This is a genomic window from Nocardia sp. NPDC060249 (assembly GCF_042728755.1).
Taxonomy (GTDB): Bacteria; Actinomycetota; Actinomycetes; order Mycobacteriales; family Mycobacteriaceae; genus Nocardia.
In genome coordinates this window covers 278,644-298,877 of record NZ_JBHXAQ010000005.1, presented here as the reverse complement: position 1 = coordinate 298,877, position 20,234 = coordinate 278,644, and the positions used below count along the sequence as shown (strand labels likewise).

At 68.0% G+C, this 20,234-nt stretch carries 23 protein-coding genes and 1 pseudogene; 10 read left to right on the top strand and 14 right to left on the bottom strand.

Annotated features, from left to right (window positions below; genetic code table 11):
• Window positions 1-2: 2 nt before the first annotated feature.
• Genes ACFWFP_RS20810 through ACFWFP_RS20790 form a run of 5 tightly spaced genes read right to left on the bottom strand, consistent with a single transcriptional unit; the run spans window position 3 to window position 4,322 of the window.
• The gene (locus ACFWFP_RS20810) at window positions 3-833 is read right to left on the bottom strand and encodes an enoyl-CoA hydratase/isomerase family protein (RefSeq protein WP_379297384.1); all 831 of its coding nucleotides are present in this window, start codon (window positions 831-833) and stop codon (window positions 3-5) included.
• Window positions 833-2,053, bottom strand: a complete 1,221-nt coding sequence (locus tag ACFWFP_RS20805; protein WP_379297383.1) for a CaiB/BaiF CoA transferase family protein — start codon at window positions 2,051-2,053, stop codon at window positions 833-835. The genes ACFWFP_RS20810 and ACFWFP_RS20805 overlap by 1 nt, the downstream gene beginning before the upstream one ends.
• Entirely contained in the window at window positions 2,053-2,820 is a 768-nt protein-coding gene (locus ACFWFP_RS20800) for an SDR family NAD(P)-dependent oxidoreductase (protein WP_379297381.1), read from the bottom strand. Before ACFWFP_RS20800 ends, ACFWFP_RS20805 begins: the two co-directional genes overlap by 1 nt.
• Window position 2,821: 1 nt before the next feature.
• Window positions 2,822-4,000, bottom strand: coding sequence for an acyl-CoA dehydrogenase family protein (locus ACFWFP_RS20795; RefSeq protein WP_379297379.1), 1,179 nt, complete (start codon window positions 3,998-4,000; stop codon window positions 2,822-2,824).
• 13 nt (window positions 4,001-4,013) lie between these two features.
• Window positions 4,014-4,322 carry a hypothetical protein gene (locus ACFWFP_RS20790; protein ID WP_379297377.1) on the bottom strand — a complete coding sequence of 103 codons (309 nt, stop codon included), beginning with the start codon at window positions 4,320-4,322 and terminating at the stop codon, window positions 4,014-4,016.
• A 157-nt stretch (window positions 4,323-4,479) separates the two neighbouring features.
• On the opposite strand from ACFWFP_RS20790, the gene ACFWFP_RS20785 reads away from it, so the two are divergent.
• Genes ACFWFP_RS20785 through ACFWFP_RS20745 form a run of 9 tightly spaced genes read left to right on the top strand, consistent with a single transcriptional unit; the run spans window position 4,480 to window position 11,671 of the window.
• Window positions 4,480-5,013, top strand: coding sequence for a carboxymuconolactone decarboxylase family protein (locus ACFWFP_RS20785; RefSeq protein ID WP_379297376.1), 534 nt, complete (start codon window positions 4,480-4,482; stop codon window positions 5,011-5,013).
• Between the two features lie 4 nt (window positions 5,014-5,017).
• Window positions 5,018-6,289, top strand: coding sequence for an aromatic ring-hydroxylating dioxygenase subunit alpha (locus ACFWFP_RS20780; RefSeq protein WP_379297374.1), 1,272 nt, complete (start codon window positions 5,018-5,020; stop codon window positions 6,287-6,289).
• On the top strand, window positions 6,270-6,596 hold the full coding sequence (locus ACFWFP_RS20775) for a hypothetical protein (protein ID WP_379297372.1): 327 nt from the start codon (window positions 6,270-6,272) through the stop codon (window positions 6,594-6,596). Before ACFWFP_RS20780 ends, ACFWFP_RS20775 begins: the two co-directional genes overlap by 20 nt.
• A 2-nt stretch (window positions 6,597-6,598) precedes the next feature.
• Window positions 6,599-7,810 carry an amidohydrolase family protein gene (locus ACFWFP_RS20770; protein WP_379297370.1) on the top strand — a complete coding sequence of 404 codons (1,212 nt, stop codon included), beginning with the start codon at window positions 6,599-6,601 and terminating at the stop codon, window positions 7,808-7,810.
• Window positions 7,806-8,213 carry a nuclear transport factor 2 family protein gene (locus ACFWFP_RS20765; protein ID WP_379297703.1) on the top strand — a complete coding sequence of 136 codons (408 nt, stop codon included), beginning with the start codon at window positions 7,806-7,808 and terminating at the stop codon, window positions 8,211-8,213. Before ACFWFP_RS20770 ends, ACFWFP_RS20765 begins: the two co-directional genes overlap by 5 nt.
• Entirely contained in the window at window positions 8,210-9,313 is a 1,104-nt protein-coding gene (locus ACFWFP_RS20760; protein ID WP_379297368.1) for an acyl-CoA dehydrogenase family protein, read from the top strand. Before ACFWFP_RS20765 ends, ACFWFP_RS20760 begins: the two co-directional genes overlap by 4 nt.
• A gap of 51 nt (window positions 9,314-9,364) precedes the next feature.
• Window positions 9,365-10,114 (top strand): acyl-CoA dehydrogenase family protein, encoded by a 750-nt coding sequence (locus ACFWFP_RS20755; protein ID WP_379297701.1) that lies wholly within the window; start codon window positions 9,365-9,367, stop codon window positions 10,112-10,114.
• On the top strand, window positions 10,111-10,770 hold the full coding sequence (locus tag ACFWFP_RS20750; protein WP_379297366.1) for a TetR/AcrR family transcriptional regulator: 660 nt from the start codon (window positions 10,111-10,113) through the stop codon (window positions 10,768-10,770). The genes ACFWFP_RS20755 and ACFWFP_RS20750 overlap by 4 nt, the downstream gene beginning before the upstream one ends.
• Before the next feature lie 31 nt (window positions 10,771-10,801).
• Window positions 10,802-11,671, top strand: a complete 870-nt coding sequence (locus ACFWFP_RS20745) for an acyl-CoA thioesterase (RefSeq protein WP_379297364.1) — start codon at window positions 10,802-10,804, stop codon at window positions 11,669-11,671.
• On the opposite strand, the pseudogene ACFWFP_RS20740 reads toward ACFWFP_RS20745, so the two are convergent.
• The 4 genes and pseudogenes from ACFWFP_RS20740 to ACFWFP_RS20725 form a co-directional block, all read right to left on the bottom strand.
• A pseudogene (locus tag ACFWFP_RS20740) lies at window positions 11,662-11,832 on the bottom strand (hypothetical protein); the annotation flags it as partial. The gene ACFWFP_RS20745 and the pseudogene ACFWFP_RS20740 sit on opposite strands and share 10 nt — an antisense overlap.
• Window positions 11,833-11,969: 137 nt before the next feature.
• Entirely contained in the window at window positions 11,970-12,554 is a 585-nt protein-coding gene (locus ACFWFP_RS20735; protein WP_379297362.1) for a hypothetical protein, read from the bottom strand.
• 437 nt (window positions 12,555-12,991) lie between these two features.
• Window positions 12,992-13,129 (bottom strand): hypothetical protein, encoded by a 138-nt coding sequence (locus tag ACFWFP_RS20730; protein WP_379297360.1) that lies wholly within the window; start codon window positions 13,127-13,129, stop codon window positions 12,992-12,994.
• A gap of 37 nt (window positions 13,130-13,166) precedes the next feature.
• Window positions 13,167-13,952, bottom strand: a complete 786-nt coding sequence (locus tag ACFWFP_RS20725; protein WP_379297358.1) for an SDR family oxidoreductase — start codon at window positions 13,950-13,952, stop codon at window positions 13,167-13,169.
• A 62-nt stretch (window positions 13,953-14,014) separates the two neighbouring features.
• On the opposite strand from ACFWFP_RS20725, the gene ACFWFP_RS20720 reads away from it, so the two are divergent.
• Window positions 14,015-15,040: a helix-turn-helix transcriptional regulator gene (locus ACFWFP_RS20720; RefSeq protein WP_379297356.1), complete on the top strand. Its 1,026-nt coding sequence runs from the start codon at window positions 14,015-14,017 to the stop codon at window positions 15,038-15,040.
• Between the two features lie 137 nt (window positions 15,041-15,177).
• Here ACFWFP_RS20720 and meaB read toward each other — a convergent pair whose 3' ends face one another.
• Genes meaB through ACFWFP_RS20695 form a run of 5 tightly spaced genes read right to left on the bottom strand, consistent with a single transcriptional unit; the run spans window position 15,178 to window position 20,220 of the window.
• Window positions 15,178-16,065: a methylmalonyl Co-A mutase-associated GTPase MeaB gene (gene meaB, locus ACFWFP_RS20715; RefSeq protein ID WP_379297354.1), complete on the bottom strand. Its 888-nt coding sequence runs from the start codon at window positions 16,063-16,065 to the stop codon at window positions 15,178-15,180.
• 26 nt (window positions 16,066-16,091) lie between these two features.
• A complete protein-coding gene (locus ACFWFP_RS20710) occupies window positions 16,092-16,859 on the bottom strand; it encodes an enoyl-CoA hydratase/isomerase family protein (protein ID WP_379297352.1) in 768 nt (255 codons plus the stop codon).
• Window positions 16,860-16,861: 2 nt separating this feature from the next.
• Complete coding sequence (locus tag ACFWFP_RS20705; RefSeq protein ID WP_379297350.1) at window positions 16,862-17,950, bottom strand: acyl-CoA dehydrogenase family protein; 1,089 nt, start codon at window positions 17,948-17,950, stop codon at window positions 16,862-16,864.
• Window positions 17,937-18,839, bottom strand: a complete 903-nt coding sequence (locus ACFWFP_RS20700) for an acyl-CoA dehydrogenase family protein (protein WP_379297348.1) — start codon at window positions 18,837-18,839, stop codon at window positions 17,937-17,939. Before ACFWFP_RS20700 ends, ACFWFP_RS20705 begins: the two co-directional genes overlap by 14 nt.
• Window positions 18,817-20,220 carry a class I adenylate-forming enzyme family protein gene (locus ACFWFP_RS20695; protein WP_379297346.1) on the bottom strand — a complete coding sequence of 468 codons (1,404 nt, stop codon included), beginning with the start codon at window positions 20,218-20,220 and terminating at the stop codon, window positions 18,817-18,819. The genes ACFWFP_RS20700 and ACFWFP_RS20695 overlap by 23 nt, the downstream gene beginning before the upstream one ends.
• Window positions 20,221-20,234 lie beyond the last annotated feature (14 nt).

Here is a 20,234-nt window from a genome sequence, read left to right as displayed (position 1 = left end):
AACTAGTCATGGTTGTGTTCGGTCTGCCGGGCGATCGCCCAGCGGCCGGTGAACTCCGGTTCCCGGGCGGCCGCGAACGCCGCGAAGGCCTCCGGTGCGTCGGCGGTCGCGAAGTTCACCCCCTGCGCCCGAGCCTCATTGGCCAGCGCGTCGCGCAGGGTGCGGTCCGCGCCCTCGTTCAGCAGTGCCTTGGTCTGGGCCAGCGCCACCGGCGGACCGGCGGCGAGCCGTTCGGCGAGCTCGACGACGAAGGCATCGAGCTCCGGTTCCGCGACCACCCAGGTCACCAGGTTCAGTGCGTGCGCTTGCGCGGCATCGATCGTCTCGGCCAGCAGCGCCAGCCGCTTGGCCTGTTGCAATCCCACGAGTTTGGGCAGCAACCACGACCCGCCGAGATCGAGCGAGAGCCCACGGCGGGTGAAGATCTGCGAGAACCTCGACTGCGGCGTCGCGACCACCAGATCGCAGCCCAGTGCCAGATTCCAGCCCGCGCCGACCGCCACCCCGTGCACCTTGGCGATGGTGGGAATCGGCAACTCGTGCAGCAGCAGCGCGACATCGGTGAGCGCGCGCAACTTGTACAGGGGATGGCTGGCGTCGGGTGTGGCGATATCCGCGCCGGAGCAGAAGGCCCCGCCCGCGCCGGTGAGCACGAGCGCGCGGACATCGCGATCGCGGCCCGCCACGTCCAGTGCTTCCCGCAGCGCCGCCCACAGTTCCCGATTGATCGCGTTCTTGCGGTGCGGACGCTGCAGGGTCAGCGTGCGCACCCCGTTGCGGTCTTCGGTCAGCAGGATCTGTTCGTCGCGAATATCGTTGTCCCCCAGAGTCATCAGGGCACGGCCGTGGCGATAAGACGGTGCAGGCGCAGCAGGGCGATCTCGTCGTCGCTGAGACCGAACTCCGCGAGCACCGCGTTCGTGTGTTCGCCCAGCGCCGGCACCGCGCCCATCGGCGGGTCGAACCCGGCGATGATCGGCGGCGGGAGCAGCGCCGGGATCTGGCCGACCGGGGTATCGATCCGACGCCAGCGGTCGCGTTCGGTCAGCTGGGGATGGTCCAGCACTTCGCTCGGGGTGTTGTAGCGGGCGTTGCCGATGCCCGCGGTGTCGGCGGCCTGCTGGATGTGGGCCAGGTCGTGGCCGGCGCACCACGCGCCGATCTCGGCGTCGAGCACCTCGCGATGACGAACCCGGTCGGAATTGCTCCGGAATCGTGGGTCGTCGGCCAGATCCGCTCGTCCCAGCAGTTCGCGCGAGAGCCGTTGCCATTCAACGTCATTGGTGGTGCCGAGCACCACGGTCTGCCCGTCACCGGTCGGGTACGCGCCGTAGGGCGCCACCGCGGGCGAACTCATACCGAGCGGCTGCTGATCGATGCCGGAGTGCCGGGTGTAGGTGAGCTGGTAGCCCATCACCTCGGCCATCGTGTCGAACAGGCTGACCGTGACGGCCGCCCCTTTGCGGGTGCGCCGGTCGCGCGCGGACAGCATGGCCAGGATCGAGATCGCCGCGTACAGACCGGAGCAGACATCCGCGACCGGTGGACCGGGCTTGGCTGGCGCACCCGCCGTTCCGGTGACGGCACACACTCCCGATTCCGCCTGTGCCAGTAGGTCGTACGCACGTTTACCCGACAGTGGACCGCCCGCGCCGAAGCCGTCGATCTCGACCGCGATCAGGTCGGGATGGCTGCGCTCGAGGTCGGCGGGGGTGATGCCGAGTCGCGCGGTCGCGCCGGGGGCGAGATTGGAGACGAGCACGTCGGCGTGGTCGAGCAGCCGGTGCAGCACCTCCATTCCGGCCGGCGACTTCAGGTTCAGCGCCACCGATTCCTTGCCACGATTCACCCAGACGAAGTGCGCCGCGAGGCCGTCGACCACGTCGTCGTAGTACCGGGCGAAATCGCCCCCGTCCGGGTTCTCGATCTTCAGCACCCGCGCACCGAGATCAGCCAGGGTGCGCGTGCACATCGGCGCGGACACCGCCTGCTCCAACGCCACCACCGTGACACCGGCCAACGGCGCGGGGTCCGCCGCCGCGTGTGCGGCCATCACATCACCATGCCGCCGTCGACCGGCAGCACCTGCCCGGTGACGAAGGAGGCCGCGTCGGAGGCGAGGAACACGAAGGCGCCCGCTACCTCGTCCGGTTCCGCCCAGCGGCGCAACGGGATTCGGTTCAGCATCTGCGCGGAGAACTTCTCGTTGGTGCGCAGGGTACTGGTCATCGGAGTCGCCGCCAGCGGGGCGAGCGCGTTCACCAGGATCTGCTTGCGGGCGAGCTCGCGCGCCAGGGATTTCGTGACGCCGATGATGCCTGCCTTGGCCGCGGAGTAGTTCACCTGGCCGAGGGTGCCGACGATGCCCGCCGAGGAGGTGACGTTGATGATCCGGCCGGTCCCGTCTGTCGCCAGTTTGGCGAGCGCGGCCTGCGAGCACCGGAACGTGCCGAGCAGGTGGATGTCGAGCAACAGCGACACCGATTCCTCGCTGGTCTCGGCGAACATGGCCGGAGCGGTCACGCCGGCGTTGTTCACCAGAATGTGTAGCACCCCGTCGGCCAGCTCGGCCGCCGCGGCGACGGCCGCGTCCGCGGACGCCCGGTCGCGCACGTCGAGCGCCGCGCTGCGGGCAACCCCGCCCTCGGCCACGATCTTGTCCGCGACCACGGCCGCGGCGGCGCCGTCCACATCGGTGACCAGCACCGCGGCGCCCGCGGTGGCCAGGGCCCGCGCGACAGCGGCACCGATGCCGCCTGCCGCGCCCGTGACCAGTGCCGATCGTCCGGTCAGATCGAACAGTGCTGTGTTGACGGTCATTTCAGTAGCTCCTCGGCATTCCCAGCGTGTGCGATCCCAGGTAGTTCAGGATCATTTCCTGACTGATCGGCGCGATCTTCATCACTCGCGCCTCGCGGAAGTAGCGGGCGACGTTGTACTCCTCGGCGTAACCCATCCCGCCGTGGGTTTGCAGCGCGCGATCGGCGGCGGTGAAACCCGCCTCCGCGCACAGATACTTGGCGGTGTTCGCCTCGCGACCGCACGGCTCGCCGTTGTCGTAGAGCCAGGTGGCCTTGCGCAGGACCAGCTCGGCGGCGTCGAGATGGGTCAGTGAGTCGGCGAGCGGGAACTGGATGGCCTGGTTCATCCCGATCGGCCTGCCGAACACTTCGCGGTCACCCGCGTAGCGCACGGCCCTGTCCAGGGCGACCCGCCCGATGCCGAGCGCTTCGGCGGCGATCAGCATCCGCTCGGGATTGAGCCCGTCCAACAGGTACCGGAAGCCCATACCCTCTTCGCCGACCCGGTCCTCGACCGGAATCTGCAGGTCGTCGATGAACAGCTCGTTCGAGGTGACGGCGTTGCGACCCATTTTCGCGATCGGCCGGATGTCGACCTTGGTGCGGTCGAGATCAGTGAGGAACAGGGTCATGCCGTCGGTCTTCTTCGCGACGTCCTCGTATCGCGTGGTGCGCGTGAGCAGCAGGATCTTCTCCGACTCCATGGCTTTGGAGATCCACACCTTGCGCCCGTTGACCACGTAGTGATCGCCCTCGCGCCGGGCGAAAGTACTGATCCGGGTGGTGTCCAGGCCCGCGCCCGGTTCGGTGACCCCGAAACACACGTGCAGATCACCGCTGACGATGCGCGGCAACGTCCGCCGCTTGAGCTCCTCGGACCCGTGCACCACCACCGGATGCATCCCGAAGATCGACAGGTGAATCGCTGTGGCGGCGTTCATTCCACCGCCGGAGCGCGCGACCTCCTCGAGCAGCAGCGACGCCTCGGTGATCCCCAGCCCGTGCCCGCCGTACTCCGGCGGAATCGTGATGCCGAGCCAGCCGCCCTCGGCCATGGTGTCGTAGAACGCCGTCGGGAACTCGTGAGCCTGATCGCGCTCCATCCAGTACTTGTCGTCGAACTTCTTCATCAGCTCGGCGACCGAGTCGCGGATCAGCTGCTGATCCTCGCTCAGCGCGAAACTCATCCCGCCGGACATGCGTGTTCCCCCATCAATCCGAGGCGGGCAGCGCTTTGGCCGCCTTCACCGTCATCGGCTCGCCGTCACAGCTCAACGAGCCCGCGCCCGCCGCGATGCACAACACCTCGACATGCTCGGCGACATCCACATACCGCTTGCCGATCACCGTGTGCGGTGTGCCGTCGGCGACGACCGTCCGGGCAGTGGCGGCGGGGACCATCGGGCTCGAGCCGCAGGTGATCACGGGTGTCCGGTCGGCCGGTACCCGGATCACCACCACCCGCGTACCGCAGACGGTGCTGGCGAGTTGATCACCGGGACGCAGTGGCACTGCGGTCATGGTGGATCTCCCTTCCTGAGGTTACGTCGCTCTCTCTCAATGAAAACTAGCTTCTCATTCAGAGAGAATCAATGACCCGTTGACTATCCGACCAACCCGTGGAAATCTTACAGTTCAAATACGAGAACGTGATTCTCCGAATCGAGAGGAGGCAGTGATGCGCCTACCCCCGCTGCCGGCGGACCAATGGGACGAGCAGGTTCAGCGCGCCCTGGCCGGTCTGCTCCCCCGGGACCGGCAGACCCCGGCAGGCGCCGGAAACGCACTGGCCACCCTGGTCCGCCACCCCGACCTGACGAAGGCCTACCTGAGTCTGGGTGTGCACCTGCTGTTCCGGTCGACGCTGCCGGCACGGGTGCGCGAACTGGCGATCCTGCGCGTCGCCCATCGACGCGGCTGCGCCTACGAGTGGGCCCATCACGTGGAGATGGCCGACGAGTCCGGCGTGACGGCCGCCGATATCGCGGCGGCGCAGGGCGGCACTCCCACCGACGAGTTCGACCGCGTGATCTTCGACGCGACCGACGAGCTCGACACGACCTCGAATCTGTCCGATTCGACCTGGGCCGCCCTCGGCACGCACCTGGACGAACGGCAGTGCATGGATCTGGTTTTCACGGTCGGCGGCTACGGCATGTTGGCCATGGCTTTCAACACCTTCGGCGTCGAAGTCGAACAAACGGAAAGGTAACCCCTTGTCCCACTTCACCAAACCGGCCGCGGGTAGCTGGACGGAGCACTACCCCGAGCTCGGCACCGAGCCGGTGGACTACACCGACTCCATCGACCCGGACTTCTACGAGGACGAGCGCAACGCCATCTTCAAGAAGACCTGGCTCAATATCGGTCGCGTCGAACGACTTCCGAAGGTCGGCAGCTACTTCACCAGGGAACTGCCCTCGGTCGGCACCTCGCTCATCATCGCCAAGGGCACCGACGAGGTCGTGCGGGCGTTCCACAACATCTGCCGGCACCGCGGCAACAAACTGGTCTGGGACGACTTCCCGAACGAGGAAACCTCGGGCACGTGCCGCCAGTTCACCTGCAAGTACCACGCCTGGCGCTACAGCCTCAAGGGTGAGGTGAACTTCGTCCAGCAGGAGAAGGAGTTCTTCGACCTCGACAAGCAGCTCTACGGCCTCAAGACCGTGCGCTGCGAGGTGTGGGAGGGCTTCATCTTCGTCAACCTCGACGAAGACGCCCCGTCGCTCACCGAGTACCTGGGCACCCTCGTCACCGGCGTCGAAGGCTACCCGTTCCACGAGTTCACCGAGGTCTACAGCTACCGTGCCGAGATCGGCAGCAACTGGAAGCTGTTCATCGACGCGTTCGCCGAGTTCTATCACGCGCCGATCCTGCACATGAAGCAGGCAGTCAAGGACGAGGCCGACAAGCTGGCGGGCACCGGTTACGAGGCGCTGCACTACGAGCTGCAGAGCCCGCATTCGATGATCTCCTCGTGGGGCGGCATGGCCCCGCCCAAGGACCCCAACATGGTCAAGCCGATCGAGCGCGTGCTGCGCAGCGGCCTGTTCGGACCGTGGGACAAGCCCGACATCGAGGGCCTGGACAAGCTGCCGGAGGGCATCAACCCCGCCCGCCACCGGGCCTGGGGCGTCGACGAGTTCGAGATCTTCCCGAACATGTCGCTGCTGTTCTGGGAGCCCGGCTGGTACCTCACCTACCACTACTGGCCGACCGCGGTGAACAAGCACATCTTCGAAGCGAACCTGTACTTCGTGCCGCCCAAGACCGCGCGCGAGCGCCTGGGCCAGGAGCTGGCCGCGGTCACCTTCAAGGAGTACGCGCTGCAGGACGCGAACACCCTCGAAGCCACCCAGACGATGCTGGCCACCCGCATCGTGTCCGATTTCCCCCTCAACGACCAGGAGATCTTGCTGCGCCACCTGCACAAGGTCGCCAAGGACAAGGTTCAGGAGTACCGAGATGCCACTGCTGCCCGCTGAATTCGCTGATCTGGAGCAGTTCTCCGACTGGGTCCTGCCCACCGAGCCGCAGCGCTACACCAAGCGTCTCGCCTCGAGCATGCCCGACATGCAGGAGTTCTACGACACGGCGTTCCCCCGGTTGGAGGCCGCGATCACCTACTGCGACAAGTTCCCGCTCGACGACCTGCCCGAGGATGCCCGCGCGCTGCTGCATCTGATGCAGTCACTGGTGAACGTGTCCTTCCCCGTCGAGGTCTGGAAGCAGGCGCGGGTGCCCGACTCCGGCGCCGCCATGGTCCACCTCATCCGGGAGCCGGTGGTCTGATCATGCTGACGCTGTTGGCCGCCGGGTACCTCGACATCGACACCGGCGAGATAGTCCGACCGGGCGTCGTCCGGATCGAGGGTGATCGGATCGTCGGCCTCGGCGGCGAACCCGAGGGCGAGATCATCGACCTCGGTGACGCCGTCCTGCTGCCCGGTCTGATGGACATGGAGGTCAACCTCCTGATGGGCGGGCGCGGCGAGACCGGGCTGGCCTCCAGCGTTCAGGACGATCCCCCGCTGCGAATGCTGCGTGCGGTGGGCAATGCCCGCCGCACGCTGCGGGCCGGTTTCACGACCGTGCGCAACCTCGGGCTGTTCGTCAAGACCGGCGGGTATCTGCTCGATGTCGCGCTCGGCAAGGCCATCGACGCCGGCTGGGTCGACGGGCCGCGCATCGTGCCCGCCGGGCACGCCATCACCCCGACCGGCGGGCATCTCGATCCGACGATGTTCGCCGCGTTCGCCCCGCACGTGCTGGAACTCAGCATCGAGGAGGGCATCGCCAACGGTGTCGACGAGGTGCGCAAGGCGGTCCGGTACCAGATCAAGCACGGTGCGCAGCTGATCAAGGTCTGCGTCTCCGGCGGCGTCATGTCACTCACCGGAGAGCCTGGGGCGCAACACTATTCGTCCGAGGAACTGCGGGCGATCGTGGACGAGGCGCATCGGCGCGGGTTGCGGGTCGCCTCGCACACTCACGGCGCCGACGCGGTGCGCGCCGCGGTCGAGGCGGGGATCGACTGCATCGAGCACGGCTTCCTGATCGACGACGACGCCATCGCGCTGATGGTCGAGAAGGGCACCTACCTGGTGCCGACCACGCGCCTGGCCGACGCCATGGACGTGTCGAAGGCGCCGCCGGAGCTCCAAGCCAAGGCGGCGCAGATGTTCCCGCGCGCCCGCACCTCGGTGCTGGCCGCGTACAAGGCCGGGGTGAAGATCGCGGTGGGCACCGACGCCCCCGCGATCCCGCACGGCCGCAACGCCGACGAGCTGGTCGCGCTCGTCGATCGCGGCATGAGCCCGTTGGCCGTGCTGCGTGCCGCGACCGTCACGGCCGCCGAACTGATCGATGTCACCGACCGGGGCCGGCTGGCCGAGGGTCTGCTCGCCGACATCATCGCGGTTCCCGGCGACCCACTCACCGACATCACCGTCACCCAGCGGGTGCGGTTCGTGATGAAAGGCGGAAAAGTCTTTGTCCAGAATTGACGACGTGATCGAGCTGGAACAGCTGCTCGCGCGGTATGCGGTCACCATCACCAAAGGTGATATCGAGGGCCTGATCTCGGTGTTCACCCCCGACGGCAACTACAGCGCCTTCGGCGACACCTATCCGCTCGACGAGTTCCCCGATCTCGTCGCCGCCGCACCGAAGGGGTTGTTCCTCACCGGAACTCCGGCGCTCGAGATCGACGGCGACAGCGCCAGCGGCACCCAGCCGCTGTGCTTCATCGAGCAGTCGACCCACGACATGCGGATCGGCTACTACAGCGACACCTACGCCCGCACCGACGCGGGCTGGCGGCTGCGCACCAGGGCCATGACCTTCATCCGCAGGAACGGCGACCACGATTCCGGCCGCCCGCACGCCTTCGAACGACCGAGTGCGTGAACCGCACCGACTTTCGGACCGGCCTGCGCTCCTGGCTCGACGCGAACGACCTGTCCGCCGGGCCCGACCATTCGCTCGACGCCCAGGTCGAGCAACTGGCCAGGGTTCGACGCGCGCTCTACGACGCGAACTGGATGCGGTACGGCTGGCCCGCCGAGGTGGGAGGTCTCGGCGGGCCGGCGGTGCTGCGGGCGATCCTCGGCGAGGAGGTCGCGACCCGCGACCTCGCCGAGCCCGGCATCTATTCCATGATCGAGGTGCTCGCGCCGACGATGATCTCCTACGCGAGCCCGCAGCTGGCGGCGCAGATGGTGCCGCGACTGCTCAGCGGCCGCGAACAGTGGTGCCAGGGGTTCTCCGAACCCGGCTCCGGCAGCGATCTCGCCTCCCTGAGCACCAAGGCCGAGCAGCGCGGTGATCACTGGGTGATCACCGGCCAGAAGGTGTGGACCAGTCTCGCCCAGTACGCGGCGCGCTGTGTCCTGTTGACCCGCACCGGAATCGGCCACGACGGGATCACCGCGTTCTTCGTCGACATGGACTCCCCCGGCATCACTGTGCGGCCGTTGCGCACGATGCACGGCATCGACGAATTCGCCGAGGTGTACTTCGACGAGGTCGTCGTGCCCGCCGACCGCATGCTCGGCCGACCGGGCGACGGCTGGCGGGTCGCGATGGACCTGCTCCCACACGAGCGCTCCACCTGCTTCTGGCACCGGATCGCCTACCTCTACACACGGTTCGACCAGCTGCTCGAGCAGACCGCGCACGACGACCGGACGGGCCACGACGACGCCGAACTCGGCGCCGCCCATTTGGCGCTGCACACCATCCGCTGCCGCTCGCTGGCGACGCAGGAGCGTCTGGCGGCCGGCGGCAAGCTGGGGCCGGAGACCTCCGTCGACAAGGTGCTGCTCGCCACGGCCGAACAGCACCTGTTCGACACCGTCCGCGATCTGCTGCCCGGCGTCATCGAGCTCGCCGATTCGCCGTGGCGCGCGGAATACCTGTACTCGCGCGCCGCGACGATCTACGGCGGCACCGCCGAGATCCAACGCAACATTATCGCGCGTCGACTGCTCGACCTGGGGAAAGAGTGAACCGTGGATGCTGCCGAACTCGATCTGCTGGCTCAGACGCTGCGCAAGACCATGCGCGACGTCTCCGGCGCCGAGCTGCACACAGCGCTCGTCGACCTGGGCTGGCAGGAGATGCTGACCGACGCGCCTGATGCCACTGTCCCCCTGGTGTTCCGGTTGCTCGGCGAGACCGGCGCGCACGCGCCGCTGCTCAACGACGTCGTCCGGGCGGCGGGCGGACTGTCCGCCGACGATCCGCTCGCGCTGCCCTGGTCCGGGGGGACCTGGGTGCGTTGGGACCACGCCGACGACGCGTCCGTCCCCGACCGGTCCCCGACGCTGGACGCCGATCTGCCGATCCGCGCGGTCCCGGCGGGGGCACCGATCCCACTGGCCGAAGGCCGGCGGGCACTGGGCTGGTGGCTCACCGGCGCGAGCCGGGCCATGCTGACGCTGGCCCGCACCCATGCCGTCGATCGCGTGCAGTTCGGGCGGCCGGTGGCCTCGTTCCAGGCGATCCGGCACCGTCTCGCCGAAACCTTCGTCGCCATAGAGGGCGCCGAGGCCACCCTAGCCGCGGCCACCGACGATCTCGGCTCGCTGCTGGCCAAGGCCGCCGCGGGGCGGGCCGCCCTGATCACCGCGCGGCACTGTCAGCAGACGCTGGGCGGCATCGGCTTCACCGCCGAACACGATCTGCATCGCCACGTCCGGCGGGTGCTGGTCCTGGACGGACTGCTCGGCAGTTCCCGCGAGCTGGTCCGCGAGGCGGGCGCCATCGCGCGCGCTTCGGGCACGGCCGCACGGTTGGTGCAGTTATGAGCGAGCGCGTGGAACCCGCCTGGAAACAACGCGCGGTGGAACGGTCGATCAAGTCCACCCGGTTGCGGGCCGAACAGCGGGTGCAGCGTTTCCTCGAAGCGGCCCAGTCGATCATCTCCGAGAACGGCAGCACCGACTTCACCGTGCAGGAGGTGGTGGAGCGGTCGCGCCAGTCGCTGCGCAGCTTCTATCTGCAATTCGACGGCAAGCACGAACTGCTGCTCGCCCTGTTCGAGGACGCGCTGCTGCGCACGGCCGAGCAGATCCGCCTGGCGGCGGCCGAGGAGGACGATCCGCTGACCCGGCTCGGGGTCGCGGTACAGCTGCTGTTCTCGCTGTGCCGGTCCGATCCCAGAGATCGCCACCCGCTGTTCACCGACTTCGCGCCGCGCCTGCTGGTCACTCATCCCGCCCACGTGAAAGTCGCGCACGCGCCACTACTTTCGCTTTTCGTCGACCTGGTGACCGACGCCGCGTCGGCGGGCACGCTGCGCCCCGGCCTCAATCCCCGCCGGGTGGCCGCCATGACGATGCAGACCGTGATGTTCACCGCCCAGTCCAGCGGCGGCCAGGACGACATGGCGGCGCGCCCGATCACCGCCGAAGAAGTCTGGGAGTTCTGCGCCGCGGGCGTCACCGGCACCGTGAGAACATAATTCTCTTCAGGTAGAATAGGAAATTTCGACTATGACCGATCTCTGGAACAGCCTGCTCGCCAGCCTGGATCTTGGTGTGTCACCCGCCGACGACAGCGACCTCAGCCCTTCTACGACCGTGTTCGAAGGACCCCACCTGCCGCTGAGCTACCGCAGGCTCTTCGGCGGCCAGATTCTGGGACAGTTCGTCCGCGCCGCCGAACTCGCCTGCCCGGACAAATCGGTCAAGTCGATCCACACCCTCTTCGCCAAGGAGGGCGGCTACGACGCGCCCCTGCGCTACGAGGTGACCCGCCAGCACGAGGGCCGCTCGTTCGCCACCCTCGCGATCGTCGCCAGGCAGTCCGGGCGCGTCATCGCCACCGCCGCCGTATCCATGCACGTCGACGAGGACGGCCCGCAAATCCAGCACGTCGAGGACGTCCCCGCGCTGCTCGATCCGGAATACCGCGTCACCTTCGACCTCCTCCCTTGGGAGACAAGAGCTTTCGACGATCTCAACGCCACCGCCGCCGCCCTGCCAGAGTACGAGTTCTGGATGCGCACGCCCGCCGTCGACGCCAACCTGTCCGCCGCGCTGACCGCCTACGCCACCGACCTGAACCTCATCGGCACCGCCCTGCGCCCACTCGAGGGCATCAGCCAACGCGGCAACGGCACCGCCTTCACCTCCGCCGTCACCGCCCACACCCTGTGGTTCCACCGCCCGTTCCGCACCGACGACTGGCTGCTGCTGCGCCAGCACAGCCCGGTCCTGGCACACGGCCGCTCCTTCGGCCGAGGCGACATCCTCACCGTGACAGGCGAACTCGTCGCCTCCTTCGCCCAGGAAGCCCTCGTCCGCTTCGGCGCCGAGGCGGCCGAGGCGATCTCGGCCCAGCCCACCGCACAGCGAGCCTGAGCGCACCCCCTCACCGCGACGCGAATCGCCGCCGTGAGCGACGTGATCGGCAGCGCCTTCGAGTCGTCGCCGTGGACCAGGGTGCAGGGAATGTCGTAGATCGGCGCGATATCCCCGCGTCCCAGGCCATCACGCAGGACCCCGATGTTCTTGGCGTGCAAGTCGCCGTTGCCGGTCAACCATGCGAACAGGAACTGCAAGTAGATTTCGTGCGGCAAGCAGCGGTGCGCCGGCCGCGCCGGTCAGCGCTTCGACGACCTCGACCGAGTCGACCTGATACTTCGATGCGGGCGGCAATTCATAAATGGTAGAAGTACCAGAAATCACCCAGCGGGATATACGTGTGGTCGTACTCCCCATTTCGGCGCTCGCCGTGAGGGAGGTAGAGGAACCCGCGCTGTATGCTCGGATAGTCTCGGAGCAAATGAAAATCGCACGCACCTTTGGTTTCACGCTCGATATGATGGAAGGTGTAAACACCGATCTCTACTCGCTGGCGCGGAACACCCAACTTCGATGTGTCAAGCGTGTCGCACGCGGCGGCTGCCCGTTCCATATCACCTCGCGAAACGGCCCACCCGATCCGTCCGGGGATACCGGCCCAGGTCAGTGCCAGCGTCGAAGAGATGATCACCGGCACAAGAAGTCCCGCCAACCACCAGCGTTCGTACTTCACCAAGCCGATAACGGCCAACACCAACCACGCTGCCACCGGGAGCACACCAGCGATGGCGGCGGAGAACGACGCATTGATGTCGTCGTACCCTGTCACGTCCGCCCACAGAGCCCACAAACAACACCCCAGCGTCGAGCATGTCGCCACAGCGATGGCAACCCTCCAGGCCAGCGGAATAGGCCGCCTTGCAACCGAATTCACACTCATATCGGTAAGCTACCCGGGTTTCCGGGAAGCCGATCGCTCCTTCTACCGACTGCGACATGAGACATGCTGTTATTGGTGATCCGCACGTGGGTGTCTCCAGCTACCAGCGTGTTCCGACCGTCGGGTGCGGATCACCGTGCCCTGACGAGCCCGACATCCATCTCTCAATCCAGTTCCCCAGTGTGCGAATGGAATTCGCGGCATTCCTGACCGCTGCACTGGTGTTCGTCTGTGATGTGGCAGTCGGAGACAGATCACTTCATTATTCTGAGGAGTTAGCAGCTCCACCGCTGCAGTCGCGGTGGCGAGCCACGCAGCGCGCGACGGCCTTGCCCAGGTGCTGCCAGAGGTGAACCTGTCCGCGACCTGTATCGCGCCGGGGGCGCCGAGACGAACACCTTCGGCGTACGACCCGGAGCCGTCTCGGCACACCACCTCTACCCCGGGTGCGCGGTCAGCCAATTCGCCAGGGTCTGAGCGTCTCTGCCCGGCAGCAACTCCAGTGGTGCGCCCGTCTCACAGTCGATCGACACGGTGCCATAGTTCTGGCCACGCAGCAACGCGAAGTCGTCCACCCCCAAACGGAATTCAGCGGCACCCCCGGGTATTCGGTCAGGTCAATCCGCCGTCGGCGCGGATGTTCTGGCCGGTGACCCAGCGGCTGTCAGGGTGAACGAGGAGCGCCACGAGGTCGGCGATATCGGTAGGTTGGCCGATGCGACCGAGTGCGGTCATCGCAGCGGCCCCCTCCACGGTGCCTGGTTGCGCGCTGGCACGCAGCAGATCGGTATCAGTCGGGCCGAGCGAGATGGTGTTGGCCGTGATGCCCCTGTGCCCGAGCTCGCGGGAAGCGACGCGGGTGAGCTGTTCGACGGCAGCTTTGCCGGCCGCGTAGATCGATTCCCCAGGGCTCGGCCAATGGGTGCCGATAGTGGAGACGGTCACGACCCGGCCGTTGTCACGCAGTCGCGGCGTTGCCTGAGCAAGGGTCAGGAATGTGCCTCGGGCGTTGACGGCCATCACCCGATCCCACTCGTCGACAGTCGCCTCGGCCAGTGGTGCGCTGGTGAATACACCGGCGTTGGCCACGAGAATGTCGAGCCCGACGCCCGCGGTCCGAAACACCTCGTCCGCCGCAGCGAACCCAGCAATGACCTGGTCGGGGTCGGCGAGATCGACCTGTACTGCCGATACTTGCCCGTTCGATTCGGTGTTCTCGGCGACCAGCGTGTCGGCGGCATCGGAGCGCGTGGCGTAGGTGAACACCACAGTGGCACCGTCTGCGGCCAACCGGCTGGTGATCGCGCGGCCGATGCCGCGCGATCCTCCGGTGACCAGGGCGCCTCGCCCCGCCAGCGGTCGGAACGGCCTGGCGGATGGATGTGTCGAAGTAGTCATGTCGGTAACGGTGGCATCGATCGCGGCACGAATCGCTCCGCAATAGATGAGACGCTGTGACCATGGTCGATACCAGTGTCCGGCTGCTGCGGCTTCTCGGGCTCCTACAGACCCAGCGGCTGTGGACCGGGGCCGAGCTGGCGTCACGTCTGGGCGTGAATACCCGCACGATCCGTGCCGACATCGCACGCCTGCGGCGGCTCGACTATCAGGTCGACGCTGTTTCCGGTGTGGCAGGCGGGTATCGGCTCCGCGCCGGCGCGAGACTGCCACCTCTGCAACTCGACGACGACGAGGCCATCGCGGTAGCCGTAGCTCTGCGCACCGCCGTCGGTGCCGGTGTGGTCGGTATCGGCGAAGACGCGGCCCGCGCGGCCACCAAACTCCAGCAGCTACTCCCGCCCCAGCTGCGTCACCGGCTCCACACGATCAGCGCGGTTGCTGAGGCCATACCGAACTCTCGAGATCCGGTGGCACCCAGTATTTTCCGGGATGTCGCCACGACTGTCGAGCGCAGCGAAGTGCTCCGCTTCGACTACACCGATCGGCACGACAGAGCCAGCGAGCGTCGTGTCGAACCGTACCGGTTGGTGCACTGCGGCGGCCGGTGGTATCTCGTCGGCTACGACCTCGATCGCCAGGACTGGCGCAGCTACCGCCTCGACCGAATCTCACCGAAGACACCGACCGGGCCCCGATTCACCGCCAGAGACCTCCCCGCGCGCGATCTCGCGACATTCGTGACCCGTGGACGGATGGCCGCACTGTGGAACTACACCGCCCGAGTGATCGTCGACGCGCCTGCCGAAACCGTCGCAGCGCGCATACCTTCCGGCATCTGGACGGTTGAACCGATCGATCCGCACACCAGCGCGCTCGAGGCCGGCGCACAAAGCCCGCAACTGCTCGCGGCATACCTCGCCGCGATGGACCTCGATTTTCATCTAGAGGCAGGCCATGCACCCGAGCTAGGGGCCGCCATCGCGACGCTCGCGGCACGATACACGGCAGCTGTGCACCCTACGGAATCTCCAGGACTCCATAGAGGCGACTGTTCGCTGAAAGGGCTTACTACCCCTCCTAGTTGACGCGCCCGCAGCTCACCGCTCGCGGCGCCGTGACGCCGGATCGGTCGATGCCTGCCACCGGACCATCGCCTCAGCCGAAACTCGGGTAAGCCTCGCTCGAGAAACCCTGCGCGCGGCGAAGATCGGATCTGCGGGTTCTAGGGTGTCATCTCGGCCAGCAACTGATCCGCGGCGGTGTAGGGGTCGCGGTCGCCGGATGCGACGGCGGCGGCCAGCTCGTCGAGGCCGGGATAACCGCGCAGCCGCGACTGCGCGAGTGACAGGATCTGTGCCCGCGCGCGGGCCGTGCCGCGCGCGTCGGTATCGGCCCGGTGGTAGGTCTCGATCGCCTCGATCAGCTCCTCGACCCCGGTGCCGCGTGAGGCGACCAGGGTGAGGATGGGTAGGCCGGTTTCGATGTGGAGTTCGCGCGCGGTCTGTTCGGCACCGTCGCGGTCGGCCTTGTTGACGACGAGGATGTCGGCCACCTCGAGCAGCCCGGCTTTGGCGGCCTGAATCGCGTCGCCCGCACCGGGATTGACGATGACCACGGTCGGATCGGCGACCGCGGCGATCTCGATCTCGGACTGGCCCACCCCCACCGTCTCCAACAGGACCAGTCCGTAGCCGAGTGCGCCGAGCAGCCGGATCGCGGCGGGCACGGCGGCGGCCAGGCCGCCCAGGTGCCCGCGGGTGGCTACCGAACGGATCAGGACGTCGGGGTCGTCGACGTGCGCCGCCATCCGGATGCGGTCGCCGAGCAGCGCGCCGCCGCTGTAGGGCGAGGACGGGTCGACGGCGAGCACCGCCACCCGTTGCCCGCGCGCGCGGTAACCGGTCACCAGGACCGCGATGGTGGTGGACTTGCCCGCGCCCGGCGGCCCGGTCAGCCCGATCACGCGCACCGGGGCTGGCTTGAGGTGGGCGAGCACCTGTTCGCGGCGCTCGCTCTCGATCAGGCTCAGCAACCGCCCGGCCGCGCGGATCGAACCCGCGCGGGCCGTGGCGATCAATTCGGCGATGTCGTCGGACAGACCAGTGTTCATCGACGGCTCCCGAGTGTCCGGTCCGGCTATTTCTTGCCCGCGGTAAGCCGCTCGATGGTGGCGTGGAAATCCGCAGTCTGGAACGAGATCTCCTCGGCGGTGGTCGCGTAGTCGAGACTGGCCAGCACCGCCCGTTCCAGGTGCAGGTTGAGCAGTCGCTTCGTGCTCTCGACCGCCTGGCGAGGCAGTTCCAGGATGCGCTTGGCGCAGGCCAGCGCCTCGGCCACCGGGTCGGCGACGACATGGTTGACCAGGCCCATCTCCTTGGCCCGTTCGGCCGGGATACGCGCGCCGGTGAGCGCGTACTCCTTGGCGAAGAGCAGGCTGGTGTGCAGCGGCCAGGTGAGCGGGCCGCCGTCGGCGGCGACCAGGCCCACCTGCACGTGCGGGTCGGCGAGATAGGCGGTCTCGGCGATGTAGACGATGTCGCTGAGCGAGACCAGGCTGCACCCGAGGCCGACGGCGGGCCCGTTCACCGCCGCGATCACCGGAATCCGGCAGCGCGCCATACCGAGCACGAGGTCGCGCCCGTGCGCGATCGTCTTGGCGCGCAGGTCCGCGTCGCGGCCCAGCTCGGCCAGGTAGGCGAAGTCGCCGCCGGCGGAGAACGCCTTGCCGCTGCCGGTGAGCACCGCGACGCGGGCTTCCCGGTCCTCGCTCAGTCGCGGCCACAGGTGCGCGAGCCCGGTGTGCAGGTCGTCGTTGACCGCATTGAGCGCGTCGGGGCGATTCAGCGTGATGATCCGCAGCGGACCTTCGGCGCGGACGTCGATTTCGGCAGGCAGGTCGTACATGGTCAGGCTCCCAATCCGAGAATGCGCGAGGCGATGATGTTCTTCTGAATCTGTGACGTCCCGCCCATGACGCTCTGCGCGCGGCTATAGAGGTAGGCGCTGAGCAGTTCGGGATCACGGGTGCCGCCGACGGTGAGCGCGGCGTGGCCGACCGACTGTTCCACCCAGGTCATGAGCAGTTTGTCGAGCGAACCCTCCGGGCCGTGCGAGACGCCATCGAGCTGTTCGGACAGTCGCCGGCGCACGTGCAGGCGCAGCATCTCGGTCTGCACGGCGGCCCAGGCCAGATCGGCGGGCAGCGGGCCCGAGGTCCGGGCCGCCATCTGGCGCACCAGCTTGCCGTAGCGGGCCGCGTAGCCGAGCGTGGAGGGTTCGCGCTCGTGCCCGACCACCGTCATCGCCAATTTCCACCCGTCGCCGGGCGATCCGACCATCTGATCGGCGGGCACGACCGCGCCGTCGAAGGCCACCTGCCCGAATTCGGTGGTGATCCCGCTCATCATGCGCAGCGGCCGCTGCTGCACGCCGGGTTGTTTCATCGACACCACGAAGGCCGAGATGCCTTTGTGCCGTGGCACTTCGGAGTCGGTGCGGGCCAGCAGCAGGCACCAGTCCGCGACGTCGGAATAGCTCGTCCAGATCTTGTGCCCGTGCAGCACATAGGAATCGCCCTGACGGGTAGCCGTGGTCCGGAGCGCGGCCAGGTCCGAACCCGCGTCCGGTTCGCTGAACCCCTGGCACCAGCGTTGCGTCCCGTCGATCATGCCGGGCAGGAAGCGCTGTTGCAGTTGTTTGCTGGCGTGCCTGCCCAGACCCTGGATCAGATAGCCCAGGCTGGGCCGCGGCGGAGCGCCGGCCAGGGCGAGCTCTTCGTCGAGGATGACGTCGTAGACCGGGGGCAGTTCGTGACCGCCGTGCTCTCGCGGCCACGACAGCCCGAAGAACCCCGCCGCGTGCAGCGCTCGATGCCACTCACCCTGCTTGGCCCAGTACTCGTCGCCCGAGGTCGGGAACTGCCCCGCGACACCGGACAGCCACTCGCGCAGGCGTTCCCGGAACGCCGCCTCCTCCGGCGAATCACGAAAGTCCACGGTCGATCTCCTCCAGGCTCGTGGGGAACAGCTCGGTGGACGTCAGCGCCCGCCGCAGATACAGGTGCGCCAGGCATTCCCAGGTGTTGCCGATTCCGCCGTGCACCTGCACCGCGGTCTCGCACACGGTCAATGCCGCTCTGGCGCAATAGAGTTTGGCGATTACGGCCGCCTGCACGGCCCGCTCGGGTTCGATCGCGTCCACGGCCCACGCGGCGTGGCGCAGCACGCTCACCGAGCCCTCGATCAGCGCGAGACCCTCCGCGAGCAGATGGGCGACGGCCTGGTAGGAGCCGATCGTCTTGCCGTATTGCGCACGGACTTTCGCGTAGTCCGTCGCCAGCGCGTGCGCACCGCGCGCGGTGCCGACCAGATCGGCACAGGTGGCCACGAGTGCCAGCGCTCGCCACTGGGTGGCCTGCGCCGTGGACAGTTCGCCGAGCAGTTCCGGAACGCCGGTGATCGCGGCCTCGGCCCGGGTCTGATCGGCGCCGGTCGACGCGGTGGCGACCGAGCCGGCCAGGATCGACTCGCCTCGTAAGAGCAGTGCGCGCTGGGCCCCCCGCGCGTCGATCGCGCGGTCGTCGACGGCAACGGTCCAGTGCGTGGCCGAGTCAGCGGGCGACCAGAGGTCGTCGGCGAGAACCGGGCCGAGGAACGGCACGTCGACGAGCCCGCGCCCGAATTCCTCGACGACGATGGCCACTTCGACGCCGGAGGCGCCGTCGGAGCGCAGGGCACGCCAGCCGGTGCTGGCGACCGTCTTCTCGAGCCGAGCGATCCGCTGTTCGTCGGCCAGGTCGCTGACCGAGCCGGGGCCCAGGTCGTCGGCCAGTTTCGCAGCGGCGTCGCGCAGCTGTCGCTGTTCAGAGGTCAGCCGGACGTCCATGGCTCTCCTTCAGTACTCGGCGCAGCACCTTGCCGGAGGGCAGGCGCGGGATTTCGGGCACGAACACCACTCGGCGCGGCCGCTTGTAGGAGGCCAGCCGGGTGCCGACCAGCTCTATGAGTTCGTCGGCGTCGACCGAGCCCGTGGTGGTGACGGCGGCGACGATCGCCTCGCCGTCGGCCGCATCGGGGACACCGAAGACCGCGCAGTCCGCGACCGCCGGGTGTCCGTGCAGGACGGCCTCCACCTCGGCGGGCGCCACTTGGAAACCGCGCACCTTGATCATCTCCTTGAGCCGGTCGGTCAGTCGCAACCAGCCGTCGTCGTCGAGATAGCCGACATCGCCGGTGCGGTACCAGCCGTCGGCGTAGGCCGCCGCGGTCGCGTCGTCGGGGAGGTATCCGGCCATCGACGACGCGGAGCGAGCGTGGATCTCGCCGGTATCGCCGGTTTCGACCTCCTCGCCGGAAGTCGTGGAGACCACCCGGATCTCGACGCCGGGCACCGGGCGCCCCACGCTGTCGAGGCGGGCGCCCTCGAGCGGATTGCAGGCGATCACCGGCAGTTCGCTGGCGCCGTAGGCTGGCACCCACGCGACTCCGGTTCGGCGCGTGACGGTCTCGGCGACACTCGGTGTCACTGGCGTCGCGCCCCACATGATGTAGCGCAGCGACGACAGGTCATAGGACTCGAGGTCGGGATGGGAAGCGATCGCCAGCGCGATCGGCGCGACCGCCATCTCGACGGTGATCCGGTCGGCCTCGATGTGGTGCAGCATCCGAGCGAGGTCGAACCGGCGATGCAGGCGCATCCAGGCGCCGGTCCGCAGCGCCAGCACGATATTGAGCAGCCCCAGGATATGCGAGGGCGGGGTGACGATCTGGATCCGGTCGTCAGCGGTGAAGCCGAGCGCCACCCGCCAGTGCTCCACCGCGGCCGCGAACGACGCGTGCGTGTGGCGCACCGCTTTCGGCAATCCTGTTGTGCCCGAACTGAAAACGAGCACAGCGTCCTCGGATGGCACGGGTTCGGCGAAGGTGGCGGTGCTGGACGCGATCGGTGTGTCGAGCGAGAGCGTGGGCATCAGCTCGGCCAGCACCGGCTGGTCACCGATGGCGTAGGCGGGCCCGGTGACGGCCAGCGCGTGCTCGACATCACCGCGCTTCCACGCCGGGCTGATGAGCACCACCGCGCCGCCGGCGAGCCAGATCGCGCGCACCGCGAGCACGAACTCCGGCCGGTTCGACGACATCAGCGCGACCCGATCCCCCTGGCGCACACCGCGTTCGATCAGGGTCTCGGCTAGGCCCGCGGTGAGCCCGTCCAACTCGCTGAGCGTGTAGTGCCGCTCGTCGAAACTGAGTGCGATCCGGTCGTTCATCTCGCCTCCGCGGC

Coding starts and splice junctions, on each gene's coding strand:
- ACFWFP_RS20785 (WP_379297376.1), top strand. CDS start 4,480: ATGCGCCTACCCCCGCTGCCGGCGGACCAATGGGACGAGCAGGTTCAG.
- ACFWFP_RS20790 (WP_379297377.1), bottom strand. CDS start 4,322: ATGACCGCAGTGCCACTGCGTCCCGGTGATCAACTCGCCAGCACCGTC.
- ACFWFP_RS20795 (WP_379297379.1), bottom strand. CDS start 4,000: ATGTCCGGCGGGATGAGTTTCGCGCTGAGCGAGGATCAGCAGCTGATC.
- ACFWFP_RS20755 (WP_379297701.1), top strand. CDS start 9,365: ATGCGCGACGTCTCCGGCGCCGAGCTGCACACAGCGCTCGTCGACCTG.
- ACFWFP_RS20805 (WP_379297383.1), bottom strand. CDS start 2,053: ATGGCCGCACACGCGGCGGCGGACCCCGCGCCGTTGGCCGGTGTCACG.
- ACFWFP_RS20710 (WP_379297352.1), bottom strand. CDS start 16,859: ATGTACGACCTGCCTGCCGAAATCGACGTCCGCGCCGAAGGTCCGCTG.
- ACFWFP_RS20770 (WP_379297370.1), top strand. CDS start 6,599: ATGCTGACGCTGTTGGCCGCCGGGTACCTCGACATCGACACCGGCGAG.
- ACFWFP_RS20735 (WP_379297362.1), bottom strand. CDS start 12,554: ATGAGTGTGAATTCGGTTGCAAGGCGGCCTATTCCGCTGGCCTGGAGG.
- ACFWFP_RS20700 (WP_379297348.1), bottom strand. CDS start 18,839: ATGGACGTCCGGCTGACCTCTGAACAGCGACAGCTGCGCGACGCCGCT.
- ACFWFP_RS20695 (WP_379297346.1), bottom strand. CDS start 20,220: ATGAACGACCGGATCGCACTCAGTTTCGACGAGCGGCACTACACGCTC.
- ACFWFP_RS20745 (WP_379297364.1), top strand. CDS start 10,802: ATGACCGATCTCTGGAACAGCCTGCTCGCCAGCCTGGATCTTGGTGTG.
- ACFWFP_RS20725 (WP_379297358.1), bottom strand. CDS start 13,952: ATGACTACTTCGACACATCCATCCGCCAGGCCGTTCCGACCGCTGGCG.
- meaB (WP_379297354.1), bottom strand. CDS start 16,065: ATGAACACTGGTCTGTCCGACGACATCGCCGAATTGATCGCCACGGCC.
- ACFWFP_RS20750 (WP_379297366.1), top strand. CDS start 10,111: ATGAGCGAGCGCGTGGAACCCGCCTGGAAACAACGCGCGGTGGAACGG.
- ACFWFP_RS20720 (WP_379297356.1), top strand. CDS start 14,015: ATGGTCGATACCAGTGTCCGGCTGCTGCGGCTTCTCGGGCTCCTACAG.
- ACFWFP_RS20800 (WP_379297381.1), bottom strand. CDS start 2,820: ATGACCGTCAACACAGCACTGTTCGATCTGACCGGACGATCGGCACTG.
- ACFWFP_RS20810 (WP_379297384.1), bottom strand. CDS start 833: ATGACTCTGGGGGACAACGATATTCGCGACGAACAGATCCTGCTGACC.
- ACFWFP_RS20775 (WP_379297372.1), top strand. CDS start 6,270: ATGCCACTGCTGCCCGCTGAATTCGCTGATCTGGAGCAGTTCTCCGAC.